Source organism: Cetobacterium sp. NK01 (assembly GCF_024506395.1).
Taxonomy (GTDB): Bacteria; Fusobacteriota; Fusobacteriia; order Fusobacteriales; family Fusobacteriaceae; genus Cetobacterium_A; species Cetobacterium_A somerae_A.
In genome coordinates this window covers 1-22,790 of the sequence record NZ_JANIBO010000002.1, presented here as the reverse complement: position 1 = coordinate 22,790, position 22,790 = coordinate 1, and the positions used below count along the sequence as shown (strand labels likewise).

Genomic DNA, 22,790 nt, shown 5'->3' with positions numbered 1-22,790 from the left:
GATGAAAAAAAATAAATATTTACTTTTAGCACTGTTAGCATTGAGCGGAAAAATATATGCAAATGATTTACCAATAATATCTATTCCTCCTGAAACAATAGAAAAAGGAGCTTATGAAAATATATTAAGAGTTGTGGATCAAATAAACAAAAAAAAAGGTATAAATTCCGCTTACTTAGAGGGAAGTACACATGATTTAGGTCCCAAAGATAATGGAATTGATATTGTTGCAATGGCCCATGCTAACGATAAGCTAGAACTTACAGGAGTCAGAGGATTTTATAAAGGGGAAACTTATCACTCTGCAATTGATATTGTAGAAAATAAGTTAAATGCAATTGATAAATCTTTAAAAGAGAAACTTCCCTTTGTTGGAAACAACTATGAAAAGAGATTTTACTTTGGAAATGGAAATAGTGTAAAAGATATTATTTTCAAAAAAAGTGATGATTATAATAAAACTGTAGAAAAAATAAGAGATAATAAAAATGAAAAATATAGTATTGAAGGTGTTTATACAAATATAAATAAAACTTTAAATAAAAGTTACGATACTGCAAATCCTTTAGATATATCTATGAAAGATTATAGAGAGAAAATTCAAGATAAACCTAAAGAGGAAGTTGCTAAATATCTCCATGAAAAATTAAAAGAGAATGGTGTTGAAACAGAGTTAAAAAATGGTGAGTTATTTACTAAAAATGATAAGGAGGAGTGGAGAGTTCTATGGAATTTACAAGGAGTTAGAATTAGAGAGGGGTATGACCAAACTTTAAATGAAACTGTATATACAAAAATATATACTTACGAACCTAAAAATGAGCAGGGACAAATTTTTTATACAAAAGATTCAAATATGTATATTGAAGATAAAGGTATTTCTAAAGAGAATCTTAGAATAACAGGGGGAAGTTACTACGGAAACGAGGGGAAAAGTTTAGAGGATATGTTAAAAGATGAATCTAAATATGTAACTAAATATTCTAACTCTATTGAAAAATTAACTGCTGATAAGCAGAAGTTAAAAAGTGGTGAGATGGAAGAGGAGGAGTTTAATGCTAAATGGGTAACACCTTTTAAAAAAGGTGGAGAGTTTGAAAAAGCATTGGAAAAATATTTAGCTGAAGTAACTCCGCTTTATGAGAATATGAAAAAATATGAAAAAACAGACTTTAATAAATACTTAGCAGAGTATGAAAAGATTGAAAGTATTCAAAAAGAACATGGTTTTTTCACTGGATTTGCTAGTTGGAGAGATGATAATCCCGAGGAGAAAGAGGCAATATGGAGAAAGTGGACTGATCGAATCCTTTCTGATAAAAATTTAATACTTGAAATAGAATCTAAAAATATAGAGTTTAGAGGTAAGGGTAGAGTTGATGGAACTATTGATTTAGGAGAAGGATATAATAAACTTAGAATAACAGAGCAATTTACAGGAAAATATGGAACAAATATAATTTTAGGACCATATGCTAAACTTAAAAATATAGCTGTTGTAGAAGTTGGAAGAGCTATAGGAGATGAAAATAATCCATCTCTATCAGGAAACCACTCTTTAACTTTAGATATAGATACAGATGTTAAAGATAATAAGGGACATCTTATACAACATGCCTTTAGAGATTCTGATAAAGATATTGAGTTTACAAATGCATATGTTTTAGATTTAAATGAAAAGAATAAGTTTTCTATTGAAATGATAGTTTCTAAAATTGATGAAGACTCAACTATAAATATGGGAAGACCTTTGGAAACAACAGTTAGAAACTTCACTACTAGTGGGGAAGAGTTTTTAAAATCTAAAATTAAATTAGATTCAGATTCGATAGTCCACGAGATTAAAGAGCTTAATAAAAGTGATGAGAATGGTAACTCTTTAGTTCAAGTTGTTGTAAAAGATAGAGTTCAAGGTTTAGATAATCTAGAAAATGAAGTTTACAAAAGTATTAAAGATGCTAAAAAAATTGGAAGTATCTGGGAAACAACTACTTCTACAAATAAGAAAACTGTATTTGGAGGTGTGAGAGAACAAGAGGCTTTAAGTGAATTAAAGATGTTAACTGACCAAATGTCAAAAAGAAATATCTACAAATATTTAAATAAAATATCTAAAAATGAGTTGAATACATTTACTTCATTGCCTTTTGGAGTTCAAAATAGTTTTGAAAAAGATTCATATGTAGATGGTGGATATATATCTAATAGAGATGTGGAAGATGATTTTAAAGGAAATATAAACACAGGATATGCTCTTTATGAAAAAAAGATGAATGATTCTTTTAAAATTGGTGGAATTTTTGGAGGAGCTACTTCTAATCACCAAGAAATAAAAAAAGATAGCCTTGATACAGTGACAACAAATTCAAATGTAAAAGGACAATCTCTATATTTAGGTGGATATGGAAGATATGCATATACTCCTAACTTTAATATAATATCTGGAATAGGAGCTCAATATGGAGAATATGATGTAAATAGAAAGTTAAAAAATAACTACCAAGATTTAAGTTTTAAAAGTAAACCTAAGACAAATGGATTAAATCTTTATAGTGGAGTTATTTATGATTATCCACTTCCTAAAGATATGAGAATTGGTGCAAAAGGGCTATTATCATACTCATTAATTATTCAAAATAGTATTGAAGAATCAAAGGAGAAGTTGGCTTTAGATATAGCTAAGCAAAACTATAACTATTTAGATGGGGAGTTGGGATTTAACATTAGTAAAACTCTTTATAGTAAAGGAACTGTTAGTCAATTATCTGCTGGATTATCTGGAATTTATGGATTAAGTGGATATGATAATGAAAATATGAGTGGTAAAATTCAAGGTTCTACATCAAACTTTACAATTTTAGGTAAAGACAATGAAAAAGAATCTCTAAAGCTAACTTTAGCTTACGATGTACAAAGAGATTCAGGAATAACTTACGGAATCGAAGGAGATTACTTAACAAATAAAGAAAGAAAAAATGTCACTATAGGTGTTAAATTAGGGTATATATTCTAAAATATATCTTTAGTAATAATTTTTTCCCATAAAAACCTTCAAGTTAGATAGTTTAATATTATCCCAACTTGAAGGTTTACACAAACATTTTTTCTTTTATTATACCATATCTCATATCTTTAAACAAAAAAAGTAGTGTATTCACACTACTTTAGTTTATATTTTTTTCATTGTTTTCTAGATATAAGCAATAAAATTTCTAATGAAAATTGCTAAAATTAGAGTTAACACTCCTGCAATAACTATAGAAAGAGCACTTATAGCACCTTCAACCTCTCCCATCTCCATAGCTTTAGTAGTTCCACCAACGTGACTAGATATTCCAATAGCCACTCCTTTAGCAACAGGGTGATTTATTTTAAATAGCTTACAAATGCTTACTGCAAATATATTTCCACAAATTCCTGTTAAAACTATAGAGAAAATTGTAATTGCAGGAATTCCACCAAGGTTTTTACTCACTTCTACCCCTATTGGAGTAGTTATAGATTTAGGAATAAAAGATATTAAAAGTAATCTATCAATTCCTAATATTTTAGCCAATACAATAGTTGACGTTATAGTTGTCACTGCTCCAACTAATCCACCAATAAGTATGGGAATATAATATTTTTTCAAAAGGTTTAGCTGTTTATATAGAGGTACTGCTAAAAGCACAGTTCCAGGAATTAAGAAAAACTCAATCATATCTCCACCTTTTAAATAGTAATCTAAAGGTATTGAAAAGTAATAAAGAAATCCAATAACTAAAGCAGCTCCCACTAACAGTGGATTAAATAATGGAAATTTAGTTTTTTCAAAAATATATTTTCCTATTTCAAAAGCTAAAAAACTAATTGTTAATCCAAATAGAGGATTATTTAGTTGTTCCATTTTTTCTTTCACCTCTCTCAATAAGAAAATTAACAGTTACTCCTGTAATTGCCATTGTAATAATTGTTGTTAAAACTATCAAAAGAACAACTCTAAAAAAACTACTTTTAAGAACTTCCATGTAATTTAAAAGCTTTACAGCAGGAGGTAAAAATAAAAATAACATACTTCCTAAGATAAAGTTTGTGGTTTTTTCAATATTCTTAACTTTTAAAAATTTTGTTATTAATAAAACTAAAAGTATAAACATTCCAACTATAGTACCTGGAACAGGTAATGCTAAAAACTGTGATAAAAGTATTCCTGAATAAGTTATTGCAAAAATTATTAAAATTTCTAAAAACATACTTTTTATTATCGAAAATGAAACTTCACTTTACGATAATAAATCACCTCCAAAAAATATTTCATTCTACAGTTCTATATTCTATCACTAATTATACTTTTTTTCAACAAAACTTTATTTTTTTTAAAAATTCACAAAAGGATTGGATTAAAAAATAAGTAAAAAGATATACATATATTGAACGAGGTGAATTTTATGGTAAGAGCTCTTAAGATGATATTTTGGTTTTTATTTATTCCTTTAACTAGAATGGTAAAAGTTAATTCCACACAATTTTTAAAAGACCCTAAAAATAAAGATATTATTTATCCTGATGAAACTCTTTATTCTGTTTATGATAATCGATTTAATTCTTTTTTAATAACTAATACTAGAATAGTTAGTGTTTTTAGATTAAAAAATAGAGTAAATATATTTTCAGTTCCTCTTTTTCAACTTGGAACTTTAAGTACCTATAGTTTTAATTTTTTTAACCTAAATGTAATATGTATAACATCTTCTCCTGGATATAATTTTTATTGGTTTTTTAAATATAGTGTTAATATGGAGAATCTATCTAACGAAATATCTAAAGTTGTTGCAGATGTTCAAATTAGCGGTGGTTCAAAATTAAAAAAGATATTACTATAAAAAAGCTGTAGACATATTAATTTGTCTACAGCTATCTTTAACTCTCTGTGTAAAAAGACATTCTTAAGGTAACTTATAAAATTCAAGGTGACTACTTATCAACTTCACTTTCAATAACTACATCTTTACCACTAAAGGCCATTCCTATTTTTATAACTTTTGATACTCCATTATTTTTCATAGATGTATCATATTTCTTTTCCTTTATTTGAGATAACGCTTTCTTAGCTTTCTCTTCAATAGAGGTTTTATCTCCTATTTTAAATTCAAATATTAATCCATAATTTCTTTTATCTTTCGGTTCTAAAGCTATATCATATCTTCCATATCCGCTTTCTCTATTAGAGGTTATTATATATTTATCTCCTAATATTAAAAGCAAACCTAGCATAAAGTGATGATAGTATTTTTCACTATCTCCTGTATCGTGATAGCTCACAGCTGAATAATATAGTTCCTTAAATTTAAATTTGAATCTGTCTACATCACCTTTATATAAATCTTCTAGCATTTTAAAATACATCGCTGTTTTACCATGACTATATTCTTTTATAAATGTATTCTTAAAAAATGATTTAACTTCATAATTTGGAATTTTTAAAAAATATGTTTTTGCCTCAGTTATATCTGATATCTCAAACCTATCATAAGTTAGATATCCTGAAAATAGCATTAAAGACCATATTGTATCAACATCTTCTAAATCAGAAAATATGATATTTTCTGTTATTACTTCCTCTATTTCATTCCCACTAAATACAGCTTTTAAATCATCTATCACCTTAGAATCGTTTTTATCTAACAGTTCTTTTATTAAAGAGTTATCACTTGTATTTACCCAATATGGATTTAACTCATTTTTACTAGCAAAGTTAATTAAAGACCACGGATTATAAACTAACTTCTTGCCAAATTGATATCCGTTATACCACTTTTTAACCTCTTCTAATTCATACTCTAACTCATAATATTTTAATAAATCTTCCACTTCCTCTTCAGTTAAACCAAAATGATTAAAATCTCTATCTAAGATTGTTGATACTGCAAGATTATTTAATCCTGAAAATATACTTTCTTTAGCTACTCTTAATATCCCTGTAAGTACTGAAAACTCTAAATATGGATTACCTTTTAACGCTGCACTTAAAAAGTTTCGAAAGAAAAATATTGCCTCATCGTAATAACCCTGTGAATGTGCTGTAACTAACGGCGTATCATATTCATCTATCAATATTATCACTTTCTTTTTATATTTTTCATATAAAAATTTTGATAAATCTAAAATGGCATTTTCTTGATTTTCTCTTTTCTTCTCTAAAGTTAAATTGTATTTACTATATTCATTTTGCAATAATAGGTGCAACTTATTTAAGCAAAGGTCCCAATTATTAACCTTTATCTCTTTTAAACTTATATATATTACTGGATACTCTCCCATATACTTCATTTTATCTGTATTTGAAATAGCCAGTCCTTCAAATAGCTTTTTATTATTATCTTTATCCTCTATATTAAAAAAATAGTTCAGCATTGACATATTTAAAGTTTTTCCAAATCTTCTTGGTCTTGATAATAGTGTCACTTCTGATCTTTTATTTAATAGTTCGTCTATAAACATTGATTTATCTACAAAATAATAGCTATTCTCTATTATTTTTTTAAAATCATCTATTCCCACTGGTAAACTTTTCTTAATCATGCTCTCACCTCACCATATATTTTTTCTTTTATTATACCATATCTCATACTTTTAAACAAAAAAAGTAGTGTATTCACACTACTTTAATTTATCTAAATTTTTATACTTTTTTAAAACTTTCAATAAAATCCTCGATATACTCTATCACATCTACAAGGATTCTCTCTCCAAGATCTACTGTTGAATTTTTAGGATCATACGGTCCTATCCAACCATTTGGAACAACACTTTTAAAACTTCTCATTATTTTAATATTTCCATTTTTATAGTTATGAAGTGTTATATACTTATTAGTTATTTTATCTGATAGCTCGTTTATTACTAATGGTTCACAATAATCTAGATTTACTGAATCTCTATCTATTGCCATAACAGTACTTGTCTCTTGAATATCTCCATGACCACCATCATAATCTGGATTTAAAAGCTTTGCTAAATTCCACCAATCAATTGTTGCTACTAATCCACCTTTTTCAAAAGTATCTAATCCCACTTGATCTAAAGCTGATATATTTCCTCCATGACCATTAACAAATATGAATTTCTTTAATCCACTAGCTAATAAGGAGTCTACAATAGAATTTAAAATATTTATAAGATTAGTACTTCCAATATTTATAGTTCCTGGAAAATCCTTAATTGATTGACAATTTCCATAAGGTATTGGCGGAAGAGTTAAAATATCATCTCTATAAGAAAGTTTTGATACTATGTAATCTGGTATTATATAATCTGTTCCCAGAGGAGCTTGAGCTCCATGATATTCAATACTTCCAATAGCAATTACAGCTATTGGAGATTTTTTCATAAAATTTACAACATCTTTAGCTGGAGTATTTGATATATTCATAATTCACCTCATTTATTTATTAGAAAAATTAACATTGTATAAATCAAAATATCCTGTAGGATGTAGAACAAAATTTTCTACATATTTTTGTGTGGCAACATTCTGATTGTTATAAACCATAGTTATAGAAGGAATCTCTTCCTGAATTATTTTTTGAGCCTCTTTATAATTCGATATTCTTTTCTCTTGATCAGTTGAAACTCTTGCTTCATCAAGCAATTTGTCTACAGTAGCATTTGAATAAAAAGATCTATTTCCCGGTCTACCATGAGCTGAACTGTGGAAGACAGGATATAATCCATAGTCTGGATCTCCTGTTACAGTAATCCATCCTAGAATATACATATCATGTTCTCCAGCTGCTGTTCTATCTATATATGCTCCCCACTCAAGTGTTTCAATAGTTGCATCAATTCCTATTGTTTTAAATTGATCTTGTAAAATTGTTGCTATATCTTTTCTAATTGTATTATCACTTATCCAAATAGATGTTTTGAATCCATTTGGGTATCCTGCTTCTGCTAAAAGATTTTTAGCTTTTTCTACATTATATTCGTAATTTTTAACATCCTTATTGTATCCTGGAATTTTTGGGCTTAATGGAGAATTCCCTGGAACAGCAGTATTTTTATATGCAACCTCTATTATATCATCAACATTTATAGCGTGAGCAATAGCTTGTCTAACCTTTACATCATCAAAAGGTTTATGCTGTGTATTTAATCCTAAATAAGCATTTCCTAAAGATTGCTCCATTAGAAATTTAAGATTACCATTCTCTTTTATTTTATCTATATCAACTGGTTCAACATCATAAACTATATCTGCTTCTCCAGTTTCTAAAGCTATTGTACGATTTGTTCCTTCTGGAATAGCTTTTATAACTACATTTTCAATTGAAGTTTTTCCTAAATAGTAATCTGGATTAGCTTTTAGAAATATTCTATCTCCTGCTAACCACTTATCAAAAATATATGGTCCTGTTCCAACTGGATTTTGGTCATATTTTTCACTAGAATTTGTCACTGCTTTTTCATTTAATATAACAGCTCCTGGGTGAGATAAATGACTAAGTAATGGTCCAAAACCATCTTTTGTCACTATCTCAACTGTATAGTCGTCAATAATATTTACTGCCTCTATCTCACTTATAAGAAAAGAAACAGTAGGTTGATTTTTCATTCTATCCAATGTAAATTTTACATCTTTAGCTGTTAATGTTTCTCCATTATGAAATTTTACATTTTTTCTTAAATTAAAAATAGTTTTTGTTTCATCAATTTTTTTCCAACTCTCCGCTAAACCTGGAACAATATTCATGTCCTTATCTTTTTTTAACAGTCCATCATAAATTTGATTATATACTCTTACTGTTGGAGTATCAATAGCTTTTTGTGGATCCATTGTCCTTGCATCTGATCCTTGAACTATAATAAGCGATTTTTCCTCTTTCTTGTCTTCCTTTTTTTCACATCCTAACAGAGTAAATATTCCAATAATTAATAAAAATATTTTTTTAATCATAATCCCCTCCTATTTTTTAAAAAAGTTTTTTTATTTTTAAGGACAATGATAACATATTTTTATACAGTTGTCTTATATAAGAATATAATAAGGTTTATATATTTAATGACTAATTAAAAAAAATAAAAAAGTTGCAAATTTTACTTTGCAACTCTCACCCTATTTACAAGACCCCGTCATTCCTTGCACAAAACTTTTTTGCATGCTGAAGAATATTACTATCATAGGTATTGTACTTATAACAGTATTTGCAAAAAATCAAATATATATAATAAATCTGAATAAATTAATTTGCCTAAGTTAAAAAAGTTGTAGATCTCTCTACAACTTTTTAACTACTTCATCTTCAAATGTAATCTCACACTCTCCTCATCTAAAAAGTAAACAGTCTTTTCAAACGGTCTTTGAGTTATCTCTACATCGCTTCCATAAATTACAAGCCCTAACTCACTTCCTTTCTTTAAAGTATACTGAGTTGGAACCATCTCAAAACTATACCTATGGTAAGTCTTAGGAATAACCCTATTTTTATAGTAATCACTTCTCCTATTTTGAATATTTATATGTCCCCTTGTAATCACTCTATACTTAGAAGGATTCTCCTCAAATTTAAAATCCACCTCATCCATCATTCCAGCGTCTCTCCCCAAACTAATCTTCTCTTTCTCAGTGACGATTTGCTCTTCACTCAGTCGTCTTCTCTCTCCTATCTCAACTAGCATAGCACTCAACACCCCTCTATTCTTGTTAGCACTAGCACAAAACTCTATTCTCACATCCCCTGAAATAGTCACATCCTCCTCTAAAACCCCACTCCTATAGATAATCCTATGTTTCTCTCTCTCCCCTAAAACCAATCTGTCTCTCCATTTATTATAATCTCTTTCCTCTCTATCAAATCCACTTCCATCTATATCATCTATAAACTTTTTTACTTTTTTATCACTTTTTCCATCAGCTTCTACATCTTCACTCTTTATTAACTTTTCCCCATCCACTTTAAATACCTTCTCTTGATAATTCTTTGAAGGCCAACTTTGAGATCTCTCCCACTCTAAACTATCTAAATTACTTTGAATCATAACATCTGGAATCTTATTTAAAACATCATTTTGTATACCATACAACCAATAGCTTAACCATCTATTCATAATGTCATTAAAATCAAACCCTTTTAGATTTTGTATATAGATGTGATCACCTTGATGTAAAATAATCTTAGATGGAATATTATATTTTTTCAGTTTATCCCACAATAATTTACAATGAGTAGTTTTTACATTCCAATCATTTAATCCATGAACTATAAAAACAGAAGCTTTTACCTTATTAATATCCTTTAGATAGTTTCTCTCATCCCAAAACTCATTGTAGTTTCCATTGTTTCTATTCTCTCCCTCTATCATCTCAGGAAGGAACTTGTTTCCTATCTTTTCAGCTCTACAATATTTTGTTAAAAGATCAGCATCATCCCCTTGCCATCCCAGTGGAGCTCCTGTAACTCCATTAACTCTGTAATAGTTATACCAATTAGATATAGCTGCCTCTGGTATAATGGTTTTTAAACCTTCAACTCCTGTTGTTGCTGCTGCAATACTTAAAGTCCCTAAATATGATTTTCCACACATAGCAACTTTTCCTGTGCACCATTCAGCTTTTATTTCTATATTATCTGTTAAATTAGTATAAGCCTTTCTTTTCCCATTTAACCACTCAATAACTGCTATTGTCCACTCTTTTTCCTCTTTTGAACCTGTACAATTTACACCTTCTGAGCCTTTTGTTCCAAGTCCAGCTGAAAAAACACTTGCCACTCCACGGCTATTATAATATTTATACCACTCTGTTATACACTCTAAAGGTTCCTCTTGAGTCAAGGATACCTCTGTCTTCCCTTTACTAACCCTTTCATTTTCACAATAAAATTTACTTCTAAAACTCTTAGATTTTATTTTCTCATATCTTATTTTTTTCTCAGAGAAAGTTTTTAGATTTTTATCTACACTGTGCATATTTTCATACACTTCTTCATTGCAACTCATCATATATGGATTTGCCACATATATAGCTGGAACTTTCATCCCTTTTAAAGTCTCCTTAGGTCTTCTTACGAAAACTTCAATTAGATCTCTTTTTCCATCTCCATCTGTGTCTAAAGATGTTTCTACATAAACTTTTTCTAGTAAACACTCTTTATAGCTAAAAATAGGTTGTAACTTTCCATTAAAAGTTAAAACTTCTGGTATCTCTTTCTCATCATTGATCTTATCAAAAAAACCATTTTCACAAAGAGTTTCAAATGTATTTCTACTGTTTTTATCCCAGCTTTTAAAAACATTAGTAAAAAGTATCTCATCTGATTGCTCTTTTAAATCTATCTTTCTAATCTCTAAAATCTCATTTTTTTCATCTTCTGTTAAAGTAATATCCTTATATCCCAAAAGCTCTAAAATATACTCTTTTTTATTTTCCATTGATATCATTCGATCTTTGTCTAAACACTTTAAAATATCCTTATTCATAAGCTTTAACCTCCGCCACTTCACTTTGATCAAGTTTATTTTTATTTAGATGTGCTTTCCAAACTTTTACAAAAACTGCTCCTACTAAAAGCACTGCAATTAAAATCATAAAAAAGTATCTATATCCATTAACTCCTGGATAGCTATCTAAAATTTTTCCAGCCATTAAAGAGATAAAAATGTCTGGTAAATAACCAATTGTTGATATAAGTCCAACTGCAGTTCCTGAATACTTATCAGGTATTGCTCCCTCTTCCATCATAGCCCAAGATAAACTAAAGTTCACTTGATAAAATAGATAGTTTAAGATGTATAAAAATACAAATCCTATAATTGCAATCATCGATCCATTTAACGGTAAAAACATAATCCCTGCTACTCCTAAAGCCATTGCTATAAAAGAGAAAAACAGTAAATTACTTGTTCCCATTTTGTCTCCTAAAACTCCCCCTCCAACATTTGAAACAGGAGAGATATATCTTTTTACTGCTGCTAAAACTGCCGCTGAAGTAACTGTCATACCAAGTAGTGATGTTGCATATGGAACAAAGTAATAAAGTGATAGTGTAAATACATAGTTACAAAATGTTACAATAGCTATAATCCAAACTGCTGGAAGTTTTATAACATTTTTTATATCCCCTATAGATATCTTCTCACCGCTATTGATTACTTCATCTTTCATATTAAAGTGAACAAGAACTCCAGATAGTATTGTTAAAACTGAATAAAAAACTATTATGTATCTCATACCAACATATACACCTAGAGATTTCACTCCAACTTTAAAAAGTATAACTGCCACTGATGCTGCTATAGCTGCAAATATTCCTCTTCCCCCTTCAAAAATTCCAAAGGCTTTCCCCTGTCCATCTGAATCTGAAAGCATTCTAACTGCCTTTACACAAGCTGGCCAAAATGCAAATAACGATGAAAATCCCCAAAATGCATAAAGAAGAACTAAAGAGTAAAAAGACAGTGGTAGAAGGTGTGCAAATCCACCAAGTCCTGTTCCTAATAGTGAGTAAACAATAAGTTTTCTAACTGAGACTCTATCAGCTACATATCCACCAAAAAGATATGAAACCATTCCAAAAATTCCAAATACACTTCCAAATACCCCCATTTGAGTGTTGTTTAAATTATAAGCTTCTAAATAAGCGTCATAATAGTCATATCTAAAGTAAGGTAATCCATAAATTATAGCTCCTCCAAAAGATACTAACAGTATTGCAAATAGATTTTTTTTAAGTTTTTCCCCAAAATTTAATTTTAAAAATAACTTGTTTAGCATATACCCCCCCTTAATTTATTTTATATTGTATAGTTTATAATATTTATTTTTTAAGTAATCTATATAGTATTTAGAATTTAGCTCTTCTTTTGTCAGTTTTTTCAAAAGCTCCTCTGAACTATAAAGAGCTCCATGACAATAGATGTTATCTTTTAACCAAGAGTTTATCTTTTTTAAATCCTCTCTATCTATATTTTCATTTAGTAAGTTACACTCTTTTTCTAAAGTGTTTTTCAGTTGGTGTGAATATAGCTCAGCTATTAAATAAACTGGGAAAAATCCAAAATATCCACTAGCCCAGTGTATATCTTGGAGTAATCCCTCTGAAAAAGAGCTCGGTACAACTCCTAGATAGTCTTTATATTTCTCATTCCAAACTTTTGGTAAATCTTCTACACTTAACTTTCCTTCTATTAGATCCTTTTCTATTTCATATCTTATAACTATATGTAAAATATATGTTAGTTCATCTGCTTCTATTCTAATTGGAGAAGGTTTAACCTCATTTATTAACTTATAAAAATCCTCTTCTTTATTATTTTTTAACTCAGGAAAAAGTTCTGTTATTTTTTTAAAAATAAGTTTTGATATACTTCTATCTCTTCCAATTATATTCTCATAAAACCTAGCTTGAGATTCTTCTAAAACTTGAGAGCTTACCTCTGCTAAAAGAGTACCTAAAAGTTTTTCACTTATTCCTTGTTCATAAAGACCCTTTCCCACTTCATGAAAAGTATTATATATTCCAACTTTTAAATTATTTTTATCAAAAGATGTTACCACCCTTACATCCTTTGAAGAAGCAGCTAAAGTTGTTGGATGCTCTCCAAGATCAACTCTTCCATAGTTAAAATTAAAACCTGTTATATCTAAAATATATTTTGATAGTTCCATCTGCTTAACATAATCATAATCCCCTATAAAGCTCTCACAGACTTCATCACTATTTTTTTCTATCTCTCTCACTAAAGGTATTATAAACTCTTTTAGTTCCTCTATTAATCTATCTAGTTTCTCAGAAGTTATATCTATATCATAATATTTTAAAAGTCCATCATATGGTTTTTTCTCGTATCCCCAATGTTTAGTAAACTTTTTAAAATGCTCTATAATTTTTTCTAAATATTCAGAAAACTCCTCATAACTATTCTCTTTTTTAGATTTTTTCCAAATATCTTCAGATACTGTTATTAAATTCATATAATTTTCATACTCTTTTAAAGGTATCTTTTGTACAAAGTTATAGTTGTTTTTGATTTTCTTTAGAGTGGCATCTAGTATTTTAGGTCTATTTGGATATTTTTCAAAATACTCTAAAAGTTTTATAAATTTTGCAGATGAAAACCTATTATAAATCTCTTTACTTAAAAATTGAACCATTTCAGATCTATACCCTATAGCTCCCTTTGGCATATATATTAGCTTATCCCAATAAAGAAGAGTGTTCAGTGTATATTTTAGATACTCTATCTCTTTTAACTCTGTTCTTAGTGCCTCTTGCTTTTTTTCATAAAATAAATCCATAATCTCCCCCAAAATTATTTTAAATTATACTGTGTAAAAAATGGATGTAAAGTATTGCTCTCACAACTATTTTTTAAAATCTCTTCATTCATTTTTTTAGATTTTAAGCACTCTTCAATCTCATCTTCGCCCTCTGAAATTTCTAATAAGTTCATTATCGTTAAGAATATTTTTGATTGTCTTTTTAGTTTTTGCAGATAAAACTTATGTGTTCTCACTGTAGATGGAGATATTCCCATCTCTTCAGCTAATTTTTTACTCTCTTTTTTCTCCATAAGACCTGTTATTATCTTGCTTTGTATCTCTGTTAATCCAGTTATATCTTTTTCTAAAGATAACAAAGTTTTTAATACTCCTTCATGCTCTCTTTCAATATGTTTCTCTATTGCTCTTTTGGCTGTTATAAAATTACGATCATCTTCATAGATTATTCCTTCATCAAAGTTTTCTCCACAAAAGATACATGTAAAATCTCTTTTTTTCTCATTATAAATATATCCCAAAGCTATATCCTCTATCTTTAAATCATAAATACTATCTAAATTCACTTAAACACCTCTTTTTAAACTTTTTAGTTAAACGTTTGTATATAATCAAATATATACCCTATAAAGTTTAATAAATCAATGAACATTCAATATTTAAATATTTGAATATATTTTATAAATAAATTTTAATAATAAAAAAAGGGCATATTTGTAATACATTTCACAAACATGCCTTTATTTAGCTTTTTACGCTTTTATATATCATTTTTTAACCTAACGAGTATTTTATAGGATATTTTTTTATACATACCTTAAATCTCAAATTACGCAGTCATTTTTTTGGACTTTTGTACGTTAAATAGTAATTCCATGAAACTATACTTATTTTTAAATACTTTATCTTATAAAATCTATATTTTTATGCTTTTTAGATACTTTTTTAAGTCTTCACTAGTTTCATTATTACGTAAACCAAACTCTATATTAGCCTTTAATAATCCAATCTTATTTCCTATATCATACCTTATTCCATCAAAATTATATGCGAGTACTTTTTTATTGTCGTTTATCATTGCTAAAATTCCATCTGTTAATTGGATCTCTCCACCTTTTCCAGGAGCTGTATTTTCTAAATATTGAAATACATCTGGTGTTAATAGATATCTTCCTAAACAAGCCTTTAATGATGGTGCTTCTTCTAATTTTGGTTTCTCTACAAAGTCACACATAGTTACAGTTTTAGAATCTAACTCTTCCACTGGTTTTATAACTCCATATTTTGATACATCTTTAGGTTCAACCTCTTGGACTCCAATTATAGAGTGTCCATACTCCTCGTATTTTTCTATAAGTTGTTTTGTTACCTCTTTCTCTGGATTATACATAATGTCATCTCCAAGAGCTATGATAAAAGGATCGTCTCCTATAAAGCTTTTAGCTTTTAATATTGCATGTCCTAGTCCTAATGGATGATTTTGTCTAACATAGTATATATTTGCCATTCCATGAATAGTTTCAACTTTTTCTAATAGTTCATCCTTTCCATGTCTAGCTAAAGTGTTTTCTAATTCAAATGAGTGATCAAAATGATCCTCAATGGAATTTTTATTTCTTCCTGTTACAATTAGTATATCTTCTATTCCAGATTCTACAAGCTCTTCAACAATATATTGAAGTGAAGGTTTATCAACAATGACCAAATGACGATAGGTAACTCTTTGAAGTTATCTCTAAGTTTTCCCCCGTCCCACACCGTGCGTGCGACTTTCACCGCACACGGCGTTCCATCAACATCTATAAATGCTGACTTGGGGCTATCCCTCCACCACTTATTATCATGGTTTCATTGGTACTATGCCCCTACTCTCACAAAGCTAAAGAAATTTCGTTAAAGTTTATTTAACTTATATTCACCAACGCTCTAACTAAGCTGTTTTGTTGTGCTTCGCTTTCCACGTTCCATATAACTTATCATAGAATCTACTTAGGTGGTTACTCTAGACCTGTAAGCTTGATATTGCCTTTAACAATATAGCGACTTTCATTGAGACGATACTTACTCATCGCCACTTACCTTGGATTTTTCCAAGTATACCATTTCTGGTATATCCCATTCTAGGCCTGTACATTCGTAACTTTGTCAGCACCACAGTGCATTCTCACCATATAGATTCGACCCCCGACCTATCACTACCTCGACCGCCTCTGGTTCGCATTTCCTCATCATAACATGTTAGGAGTAGTTCTCAGCCGACTTCACCGAGCTTTACACCACTAAATTTAGTTAGAATTTAATCGCATATCGGAGTATTAGGGGAGGCGTTTCAGGACGTTACTCCTTCATTCCACCTCTCAGTTATATAGTTCTCCATCTTTAGTTTATCGCTAAACTCTAGATGTGGCATAGCTTTTCACTATGCAACGTGTCGCACCATCTCTTTCGGTTGTGCCTTTGTTGCAGGTAGCACTCTAGTTCCTAATCCTGCTGCAGGTATAACTGCTTTAGTTACTTTTTTCATCTATAAACTCCTCAAACTTTTTCATGATTTTTATTAATTTTTCGTTTGCTTCTATCTCTGTTTTTCCAACGACACAGAAGTAATATTTTATTTTTGGTTCTGTTCCAGAAGGTCTAGCTGTAATATATGTATTATCCTCTAATACAAATTGAATAACATCTGATTTTGGTAACCCTTCATATCCAAGACTAAAATCTCTTTTTGATACGATTGCTTTACCTAGTAAAGAGTTAGAAACATTAGCTCTAAGATTTGACATTATTTTACTAATAGCTTCAACACCATCTTTTCCTTTTTTTGTAATAGCAATTATTCCTTCTCTATAGTAACCAAATTTTTCATATAATTTTTTTAATTCTTTTGGAATTGATGATCCAATGCTACTATAATAAGCCGCCATCTCAGCTATTAATAAAGTAGATACAACTGCATCTTTATCTCTAGCATGTGTTCCTACAAGATAACCATAAGACTCTTCAAAACCCATTAAGAATGTAGCATCATATTTTCCCTCTTCGAACTCTTTGATTTTTTCTCCAATGAATTTAAATCCAGTTAAAGTTCTAAAAATCTTTACTCCTTTTTCTTTAGCAACAATATCTAGCATAGGTGTTGAAACTACGGTAGATACAACTGCTGAATTTTTAGGTATATTTTTTTTGTTTTCTAAAATATAATTCATTAAAAGAAGACCAATCTGGTTTCCATTTGGATAGATCCATTCTCCTTTTTCATCCTTTACTGCTACACCAATTCTATCTGCATCAGGGTCATTTGCCATACATAGTGTGGCTCCAACTTTCTCTGCTAACTCTATGCTTAATTTAAAAACTGCTGGATCCTCTGGATTAGCATATGAACAAGTTGGAAAATTTCCATCAGGTTGTTCTTGCTCAGTTACTATATAGATCGATTTAAATCCAGTTTCATCAAAAACTCTTTTAACTGGTCTTCCACCAGTTCCATGTAATGGTGAATAAACAATTTTAAAATTTTCTTTCCCTGGAATCTCGTTATGAATAATTTGCTTTTTAACAGCCTCAATAAACTTAGTATCCATATCTTCAGAAATATATTCTAAAAGTCCTTCTTGAATAGCAGTTTCTTTAGTTAAAAGTTTAATTTCATCAAATGAATTGATAGCATTAACACTGTTTACAACTCCACTAGCTTGAGGTTCAATTATTTGACAACCGTCATTCCAGTAAACTTTATATCCATTATACTCTTGTGGATTGTGAGAAGCTGTTACAACTATACCAGCAATACACTTTAATTCTCTTACAGCAAATGAAAGCTCAGGAGTTGATCTAAGAGATTTAAAAAGATATGCTTTAATTCCATTTCCAGCTAAAACCAAAGCAGCATTTAGCGCATACTCTTCAGAACCAATTCTACAATCATAAGCTATAGCAACGCCCATTTTCTTCCCTATTTCACCAGTAGACTCTAAAATATAGTTAGCAAGTCCTTGAGTTGCTTTTCTAATAGTATATTTGTTAATTCTATTGATACCAACTCCTCTAACTCCTCTCATTCCACCAGTTCCAAAAGAAAGGTTTGTATAAAATCTATCTTCTATTTCTGCCTCATTTTCTTTAATACTCTCTAAATCTTCTCTATCTTTTAAGTCAATATAATCTGATGTTAACCAATTGTTGTAATTTTTTAATGTAAATTTATCCATTTTACAAATCCTTCCCCTATTTTATATCTAAATAATCTAAACATTTTAGTTTTTCTATTTTTATAGATTTTGTATTTGATATTTTTTTCAATTCATTTATTATATGAGTATCTTCTAACACTCCTTTTCTTTCTAATAAAATCATTCTTTTTTTATTACATATACATTCTGCAACAGTTCCCCAACCAGCTTTTGCTATAACTAATTCAGATGCTCCTATATAATTTTGAGTATCTAGTATATCTACTGGTAATTCTATAACTATTCCGTCTTTATTTTCTACATCTACTCCACTTGTTGTAAAAATTGTCCCTTTAAAATTTTTTACAACTATTTTTTCAAGTTGAGCTGATTTACCACAAGATATAAAAATAGATTTACCATATTTTTCTTTTATATTTTGAATTTTTTTATTATCTATTTTTCTACAAATAAACCCCATCTTTATTATTTTAGGGTTTATATATGAAAAATCTAAATTTAATGGATAAATATATAAATTATCTATCATTTTATCTAGCTCTAAATATTTTTTAATAATATAATTATCTAATTTCAAATGCTTATATTGTTGATACCAAGTAAAATTAGTAATTAAATTTATTTTTTTATTTAACTTTTTACTAACTATAACTCCAATAGGAGATATATCACAATATATATCTCCTATTTCATAATTTTTTAAAAATTCTATCTCTTTTTTTAATAAACTATCCCAAGATTTTATAAATATTTTTAATTTAGACTCTAATTTCTTTTTATCAACTTCTAAACTATTAATTTTATTTATTAATCCTATATCCGTTAGTGCTTCTCTTAAAATAATCCTATCTAAAAACTCTTTTAAATAAAGTTTTACAAAATCTATTTGATTTTCTTCACAAATAATTATACAATTATAACTCTTATCTGATTCTAATTTTCTTTCTATTTGAGCAATACACCTTGTTATATGACCAAAGCCATGACAAGATACATACCAAACTTCATACATAAAAACTCCTATTTTTTTAACTCATTATATTTAATAATATTTTTTATATCTTGTATGCTATTTTTTTAAGAGATCAAAATATTATCATTTACCTCATAAATTATAGTTTTTGTATCTCTAATTATATTTCCAGTTTCATCAGAGGAAAAATCTTCCAACAAAGCAGTAAATTTTACTTTATCATTTCATCCAATAGAAACTGATATAAGCTTTATATTTTTCTTTCTGTATACTTTTTAAATACTAACATTCTAGATATTTTCTTGAATTTTTTTAATTATTTAAAATTTTTTTCACTTGATATGGTATTAAAATTCCTATTGGCAAAAGACAAATTAAAGTCGCTAACTTCACTCCCATAATTCCTAAATTTAAATATTTTATAAAATATATTGAAAGAGGAATATTAAAAATAGCTGCTATAATATATAACCACATTTGTAATTTTAATTTTCCTAATCCATTAACTATATTTAAGCTAATTCCAGACCAAACCATTAACATTGTATAAATAAAAAATACAAATCTTATATAAAATTCATAATAAAGATTTTCTTTTGTCCAAATAAATATAATTCTATTAAAAAAAATAAAAATTACTAATGTTACTAAAAAAACTGGAATTAATGTTAATTTAAATTTCAACATGAGTTTGTTTATAGATTTTAATTTTCCTTGAGCTTCTATTTTACTTACTTTTGACCATAATCCAACCAATAAAATTGAATATAAGTTAACTATTGTACTAAATATTTTTTCAATTAAACTATATTTAGTTACTTGCTGTGGTCCCAAAAATTTTGTAATTATTATAGAATCTGTTGAAAATAATATTAAAAGGCTAACTTGGATTATAAAAAATTTTATTCCTACTCCTAAAATTTCACCTACTAAATTTTTATCAAAATTTATAAGTTTAGGTTGAAAATATTTTTCTTGAAATATTTTTATACTTAAAACAATATTAGCAATTGTCGTAGAAATAAAATATATTAAGGATATACTAATTAATTTTTCTTTTACTTGTATTTTAAATAATAATAAAATCATTATTATCAGTAAAATCGAATAAAAAACTTGACTAAATCCTACTAAATAACTTTTATGAATAGCATTTGCTATATTTTTACTTAATCCTAATATAAAGTTAACTGAAAAACTAAACAATGTTATTATTAAACATACTTTAATTTCTGCTTCACTTATATTAGTATTAAATACATTTTGAAAATTTAAAATATAAAAAATTAATATTCCTAAAAAAAATATTAATACTGATATCCCCGTTAAAGTTATGTAAGCTGTTGAAACATATTTTTTCAAATTCTCAATATTTTTATTTGCATAATTTTCTGTTATTTTGTTTCTGAGTCCATTTCCTATCCCAAAATCACTTATTTGTGCCCAAGAAATTAGCGTCATTACAGTTACCCAAATACCATATTTTTCACTTCCTAAATATCTAATTACTAATGGAATTAATATAAATCCTACTCCCATTAAAAAAGCTTTTGATATATAATTAAATAATATTTCTTCTAAAAATTTACTTCTTATTTTCATTTTAAAATTTCCTTAAATTGTCTTAAGTTGTTAAAAATACTTTCTCCAAAAATATCAAGAATGAAAATTCTTATTTTCATTCTAATTAAACTAGACTTCCTTAATGATAATATAATTTTCTTAGAATGGATTCTATTTACATTACTTTCAATAAAAATAAATTTTTTATGTTGATTATATAACCATGGATAATCTCCATATTGTGTAGGCTCTACAAATGGAATTATTTCATATTTTTTACATAATAAACTAAAAATAGATTGATCATGTCTATGGTCTATAAATTCTTTATATTGTGTCATATATTTTATGTCTGTAACTAATTTTTCATCTTGAACTTTATCTAAAAATTCTTTGAAAAATTTTACTGTAAAATCTGTTTTTTTTAAAATAAAATATGTTGCCAAAATTTGATTACTGTTCATATATTTTTTAGTCTTACAATCTAATATTTCAAAAGTTTCTCTTTTTGTCCATTGTTTTTCTAATAATGGCAATTCAAAAGGAAGTATGTCTAATTTATTTTTCTCCATATAATCAATTAATTCCATAGGATTTTTCAAAAAAATAGCTCCTGAATCACAATAAAATAAATAATCTCCTTCTGATATTTTTTCTAAAGATTTTAAAATTATATAAGGCTTCCAAATCCAATATCCTCCACCTCTTTTTTCTTTTAAAATCACTTCATTTTTCTTTTTAAAATCTAAATCTAAATCTTCTGGACCATATTCAAAAACTTTTTTAAATCCATTTTTAAGAGCACTGTTAGTATTTAATTTTTGTTTAGCTTTAAAATTTAAATCAGAATAATTAACTGCATAAATCATTTTTTCACATCCTGAGTCTTTAAAAACCATTCATATACCCTTTGGATTCCTTCTTTTAACTCAACTTTATGTTTAAATCCTGTTAAATTTAGTCTTGTTACATCTAGAAGCTTTCTAGGTGTTCCATCTGGCTTAGATAAATCATTTACTATTTCTCCTTCATAATCAACTATTTCTTTAATAAGGTTAGCTAGCTCACCAATCTCTATATCTTCTCCTGTACCAAGATTCACATGTATTTCATCAGAATAATTTAACATTAGATGAATTAAAGAATCTGCTAAATCATCAACATACATAAACTCTCTTCTTGGTTTTCCAGTTCCCCACATAACAACTTCTTTAGAGTTGTTTACTTTAGATTCATGAAACTTTCTAATAAGTGCTGGCATAACATGCGATGTTTCTAAATTAAAATTATCATTTATACCATATAAATTTGTTGGCATTGCTGATATAAAATCGCACCCATACTGTCTTCTATAAAACTTACATAATTCTATCCCTGTTATTTTTGCTATCGCATAAGCTTCATTTGTTTCTTCTAGAGAACCAGTTAATAAATATTCCTCTTTTATAGGTTGTTGTGCAAATTTAGGGTATATACAAGAGCTTCCTAAAAATAGTAGTTTTTTAACTTTATTTTTATAAGAAGAGTTTATAATATTTGTTTCTATCATCAAATTATCATAGATAAACTCTGCTGGATAACTGTTATTCGCATGAATTCCACCAACTTTTGCTGCTGCTAAAAACACATACTCTGGCTTTTCCTCTTTAAAGAATTTTTCAACAGCAGCTTGATTTCTTAAATCAAGCTCTGTTGAAGTTCTATATATAATATTTGTATATCCATTTTCTTCTAATCTTCTTACTATTGCTGACCCTACCATGCCTCTATGACCAGCTATATATATTTTAGAACTTTTTTCCAT

General features: G+C 28.1%; 16 protein-coding genes and 2 pseudogenes. 2 read left to right on the top strand and 16 right to left on the bottom strand.

Annotated elements, in window-relative coordinates; genetic code table 11:
- Nucleotide 1: 1 nt before the first annotated feature.
- A complete protein-coding gene (locus NON08_RS09330) occupies nucleotides 2-3,013 on the top strand; it encodes an autotransporter outer membrane beta-barrel domain-containing protein (RefSeq protein WP_256691265.1) in 3,012 nt (1,003 codons plus the stop codon).
- 177 nt (nucleotides 3,014-3,190) lie between these two features.
- On the opposite strand, the gene NON08_RS09325 is transcribed toward NON08_RS09330, so the two are convergent.
- Together NON08_RS09325 and NON08_RS09320 are read right to left on the bottom strand one after the other, a co-directional pair.
- Complete coding sequence (locus NON08_RS09325) at nucleotides 3,191-3,886, bottom strand: LrgB family protein (RefSeq protein WP_256691264.1); 696 nt, start codon at nucleotides 3,884-3,886, stop codon at nucleotides 3,191-3,193.
- The gene (locus tag NON08_RS09320) at nucleotides 3,870-4,232 is read right to left on the bottom strand and encodes a CidA/LrgA family protein (RefSeq protein WP_256691263.1); all 363 of its coding nucleotides are present in this window, start codon (nucleotides 4,230-4,232) and stop codon (nucleotides 3,870-3,872) included. Before NON08_RS09320 ends, NON08_RS09325 begins: the two co-directional genes overlap by 17 nt.
- Before the next feature lie 195 nt (nucleotides 4,233-4,427).
- Between NON08_RS09320 and NON08_RS09315 the strand changes: the two genes are divergently transcribed.
- Nucleotides 4,428-4,862, top strand: a complete 435-nt coding sequence (locus tag NON08_RS09315) for a hypothetical protein (RefSeq protein ID WP_256691262.1) — start codon at nucleotides 4,428-4,430, stop codon at nucleotides 4,860-4,862.
- 91 nt (nucleotides 4,863-4,953) lie between these two features.
- Here NON08_RS09315 and NON08_RS09310 read toward each other — a convergent pair whose 3' ends face one another.
- The 14 genes and pseudogenes from NON08_RS09310 to fcl all read right to left on the bottom strand — a co-directional run.
- Nucleotides 4,954-6,561, bottom strand: coding sequence for an AAA family ATPase (locus NON08_RS09310; protein ID WP_256691261.1), 1,608 nt, complete (start codon nucleotides 6,559-6,561; stop codon nucleotides 4,954-4,956).
- A 100-nt stretch (nucleotides 6,562-6,661) separates the two neighbouring features.
- A complete protein-coding gene (locus NON08_RS09305; RefSeq protein WP_256691260.1) occupies nucleotides 6,662-7,411 on the bottom strand; it encodes a creatininase family protein in 750 nt (249 codons plus the stop codon).
- A gap of 12 nt (nucleotides 7,412-7,423) precedes the next feature.
- Complete coding sequence (locus NON08_RS09300; RefSeq protein ID WP_256691259.1) at nucleotides 7,424-8,935, bottom strand: glutathione ABC transporter substrate-binding protein; 1,512 nt, start codon at nucleotides 8,933-8,935, stop codon at nucleotides 7,424-7,426.
- A gap of 335 nt (nucleotides 8,936-9,270) precedes the next feature.
- Entirely contained in the window at nucleotides 9,271-11,457 is a 2,187-nt protein-coding gene (locus tag NON08_RS09295) for a Xaa-Pro dipeptidyl-peptidase (protein ID WP_256691258.1), read from the bottom strand.
- Entirely contained in the window at nucleotides 11,450-12,751 is a 1,302-nt protein-coding gene (locus tag NON08_RS09290) for an MFS transporter (RefSeq protein ID WP_256691257.1), read from the bottom strand. The genes NON08_RS09295 and NON08_RS09290 overlap by 8 nt, the downstream gene beginning before the upstream one ends.
- A 15-nt stretch (nucleotides 12,752-12,766) precedes the next feature.
- Nucleotides 12,767-14,275, bottom strand: coding sequence for a carboxypeptidase M32 (locus NON08_RS09285; protein WP_256691256.1), 1,509 nt, complete (start codon nucleotides 14,273-14,275; stop codon nucleotides 12,767-12,769).
- Between the two features lie 14 nt (nucleotides 14,276-14,289).
- Nucleotides 14,290-14,823 carry a helix-turn-helix transcriptional regulator gene (locus NON08_RS09280; protein WP_256691255.1) on the bottom strand — a complete coding sequence of 178 codons (534 nt, stop codon included), beginning with the start codon at nucleotides 14,821-14,823 and terminating at the stop codon, nucleotides 14,290-14,292.
- 350 nt (nucleotides 14,824-15,173) lie between these two features.
- A pseudogene (locus tag NON08_RS09275) lies at nucleotides 15,174-15,962 on the bottom strand (UTP--glucose-1-phosphate uridylyltransferase); the annotation flags it as partial.
- 729 nt (nucleotides 15,963-16,691) lie between these two features.
- Nucleotides 16,692-16,781, bottom strand: a pseudogene (locus tag NON08_RS15115) (UTP--glucose-1-phosphate uridylyltransferase); the annotation flags it as partial.
- Complete coding sequence (locus NON08_RS09270; RefSeq protein ID WP_256691254.1) at nucleotides 16,765-18,468, bottom strand: phospho-sugar mutase; 1,704 nt, start codon at nucleotides 18,466-18,468, stop codon at nucleotides 16,765-16,767. The pseudogene NON08_RS15115 and the gene NON08_RS09270, both read right to left, overlap by 17 nt.
- Before the next feature lie 16 nt (nucleotides 18,469-18,484).
- Entirely contained in the window at nucleotides 18,485-19,462 is a 978-nt protein-coding gene (locus NON08_RS09265) for a glycosyltransferase (RefSeq protein WP_256691252.1), read from the bottom strand.
- 273 nt (nucleotides 19,463-19,735) lie between these two features.
- The gene (locus NON08_RS09260; protein ID WP_256691251.1) at nucleotides 19,736-21,025 is read right to left on the bottom strand and encodes a lipopolysaccharide biosynthesis protein; all 1,290 of its coding nucleotides are present in this window, start codon (nucleotides 21,023-21,025) and stop codon (nucleotides 19,736-19,738) included.
- Nucleotides 21,022-21,855: a hypothetical protein gene (locus NON08_RS09255; protein ID WP_256691250.1), complete on the bottom strand. Its 834-nt coding sequence runs from the start codon at nucleotides 21,853-21,855 to the stop codon at nucleotides 21,022-21,024. Before NON08_RS09255 ends, NON08_RS09260 begins: the two co-directional genes overlap by 4 nt.
- On the bottom strand, nucleotides 21,852-22,790 hold a 939-nt coding region (gene fcl, locus NON08_RS09250; protein WP_256691249.1), incomplete at its 5' end, for a GDP-L-fucose synthase. The genes fcl and NON08_RS09255, both read right to left, overlap by 4 nt.

Coding starts and splice junctions, on each gene's coding strand:
- NON08_RS09320 (WP_256691263.1), bottom strand. CDS start 4,232: ATGTTTTTAGAAATTTTAATAATTTTTGCAATAACTTATTCAGGAATA.
- NON08_RS09325 (WP_256691264.1), bottom strand. CDS start 3,886: ATGGAACAACTAAATAATCCTCTATTTGGATTAACAATTAGTTTTTTA.
- NON08_RS09330 (WP_256691265.1), top strand. CDS start 2: ATGAAAAAAAATAAATATTTACTTTTAGCACTGTTAGCATTGAGCGGA.
- NON08_RS09285 (WP_256691256.1), bottom strand. CDS start 14,275: ATGGATTTATTTTATGAAAAAAAGCAAGAGGCACTAAGAACAGAGTTA.
- NON08_RS09305 (WP_256691260.1), bottom strand. CDS start 7,411: ATGAATATATCAAATACTCCAGCTAAAGATGTTGTAAATTTTATGAAA.
- NON08_RS09260 (WP_256691251.1), bottom strand. CDS start 21,025: ATGAAAATAAGAAGTAAATTTTTAGAAGAAATATTATTTAATTATATA.
- NON08_RS09255 (WP_256691250.1), bottom strand. CDS start 21,855: ATGATTTATGCAGTTAATTATTCTGATTTAAATTTTAAAGCTAAACAA.
- NON08_RS09300 (WP_256691259.1), bottom strand. CDS start 8,935: ATGATTAAAAAAATATTTTTATTAATTATTGGAATATTTACTCTGTTA.
- NON08_RS09295 (WP_256691258.1), bottom strand. CDS start 11,457: ATGAATAAGGATATTTTAAAGTGTTTAGACAAAGATCGAATGATATCA.
- NON08_RS09290 (WP_256691257.1), bottom strand. CDS start 12,751: ATGCTAAACAAGTTATTTTTAAAATTAAATTTTGGGGAAAAACTTAAA.
- NON08_RS09270 (WP_256691254.1), bottom strand. CDS start 18,468: ATGGATAAATTTACATTAAAAAATTACAACAATTGGTTAACATCAGAT.
- NON08_RS09265 (WP_256691252.1), bottom strand. CDS start 19,462: ATGTATGAAGTTTGGTATGTATCTTGTCATGGCTTTGGTCATATAACA.
- NON08_RS09310 (WP_256691261.1), bottom strand. CDS start 6,561: ATGATTAAGAAAAGTTTACCAGTGGGAATAGATGATTTTAAAAAAATA.
- NON08_RS09315 (WP_256691262.1), top strand. CDS start 4,428: ATGGTAAGAGCTCTTAAGATGATATTTTGGTTTTTATTTATTCCTTTA.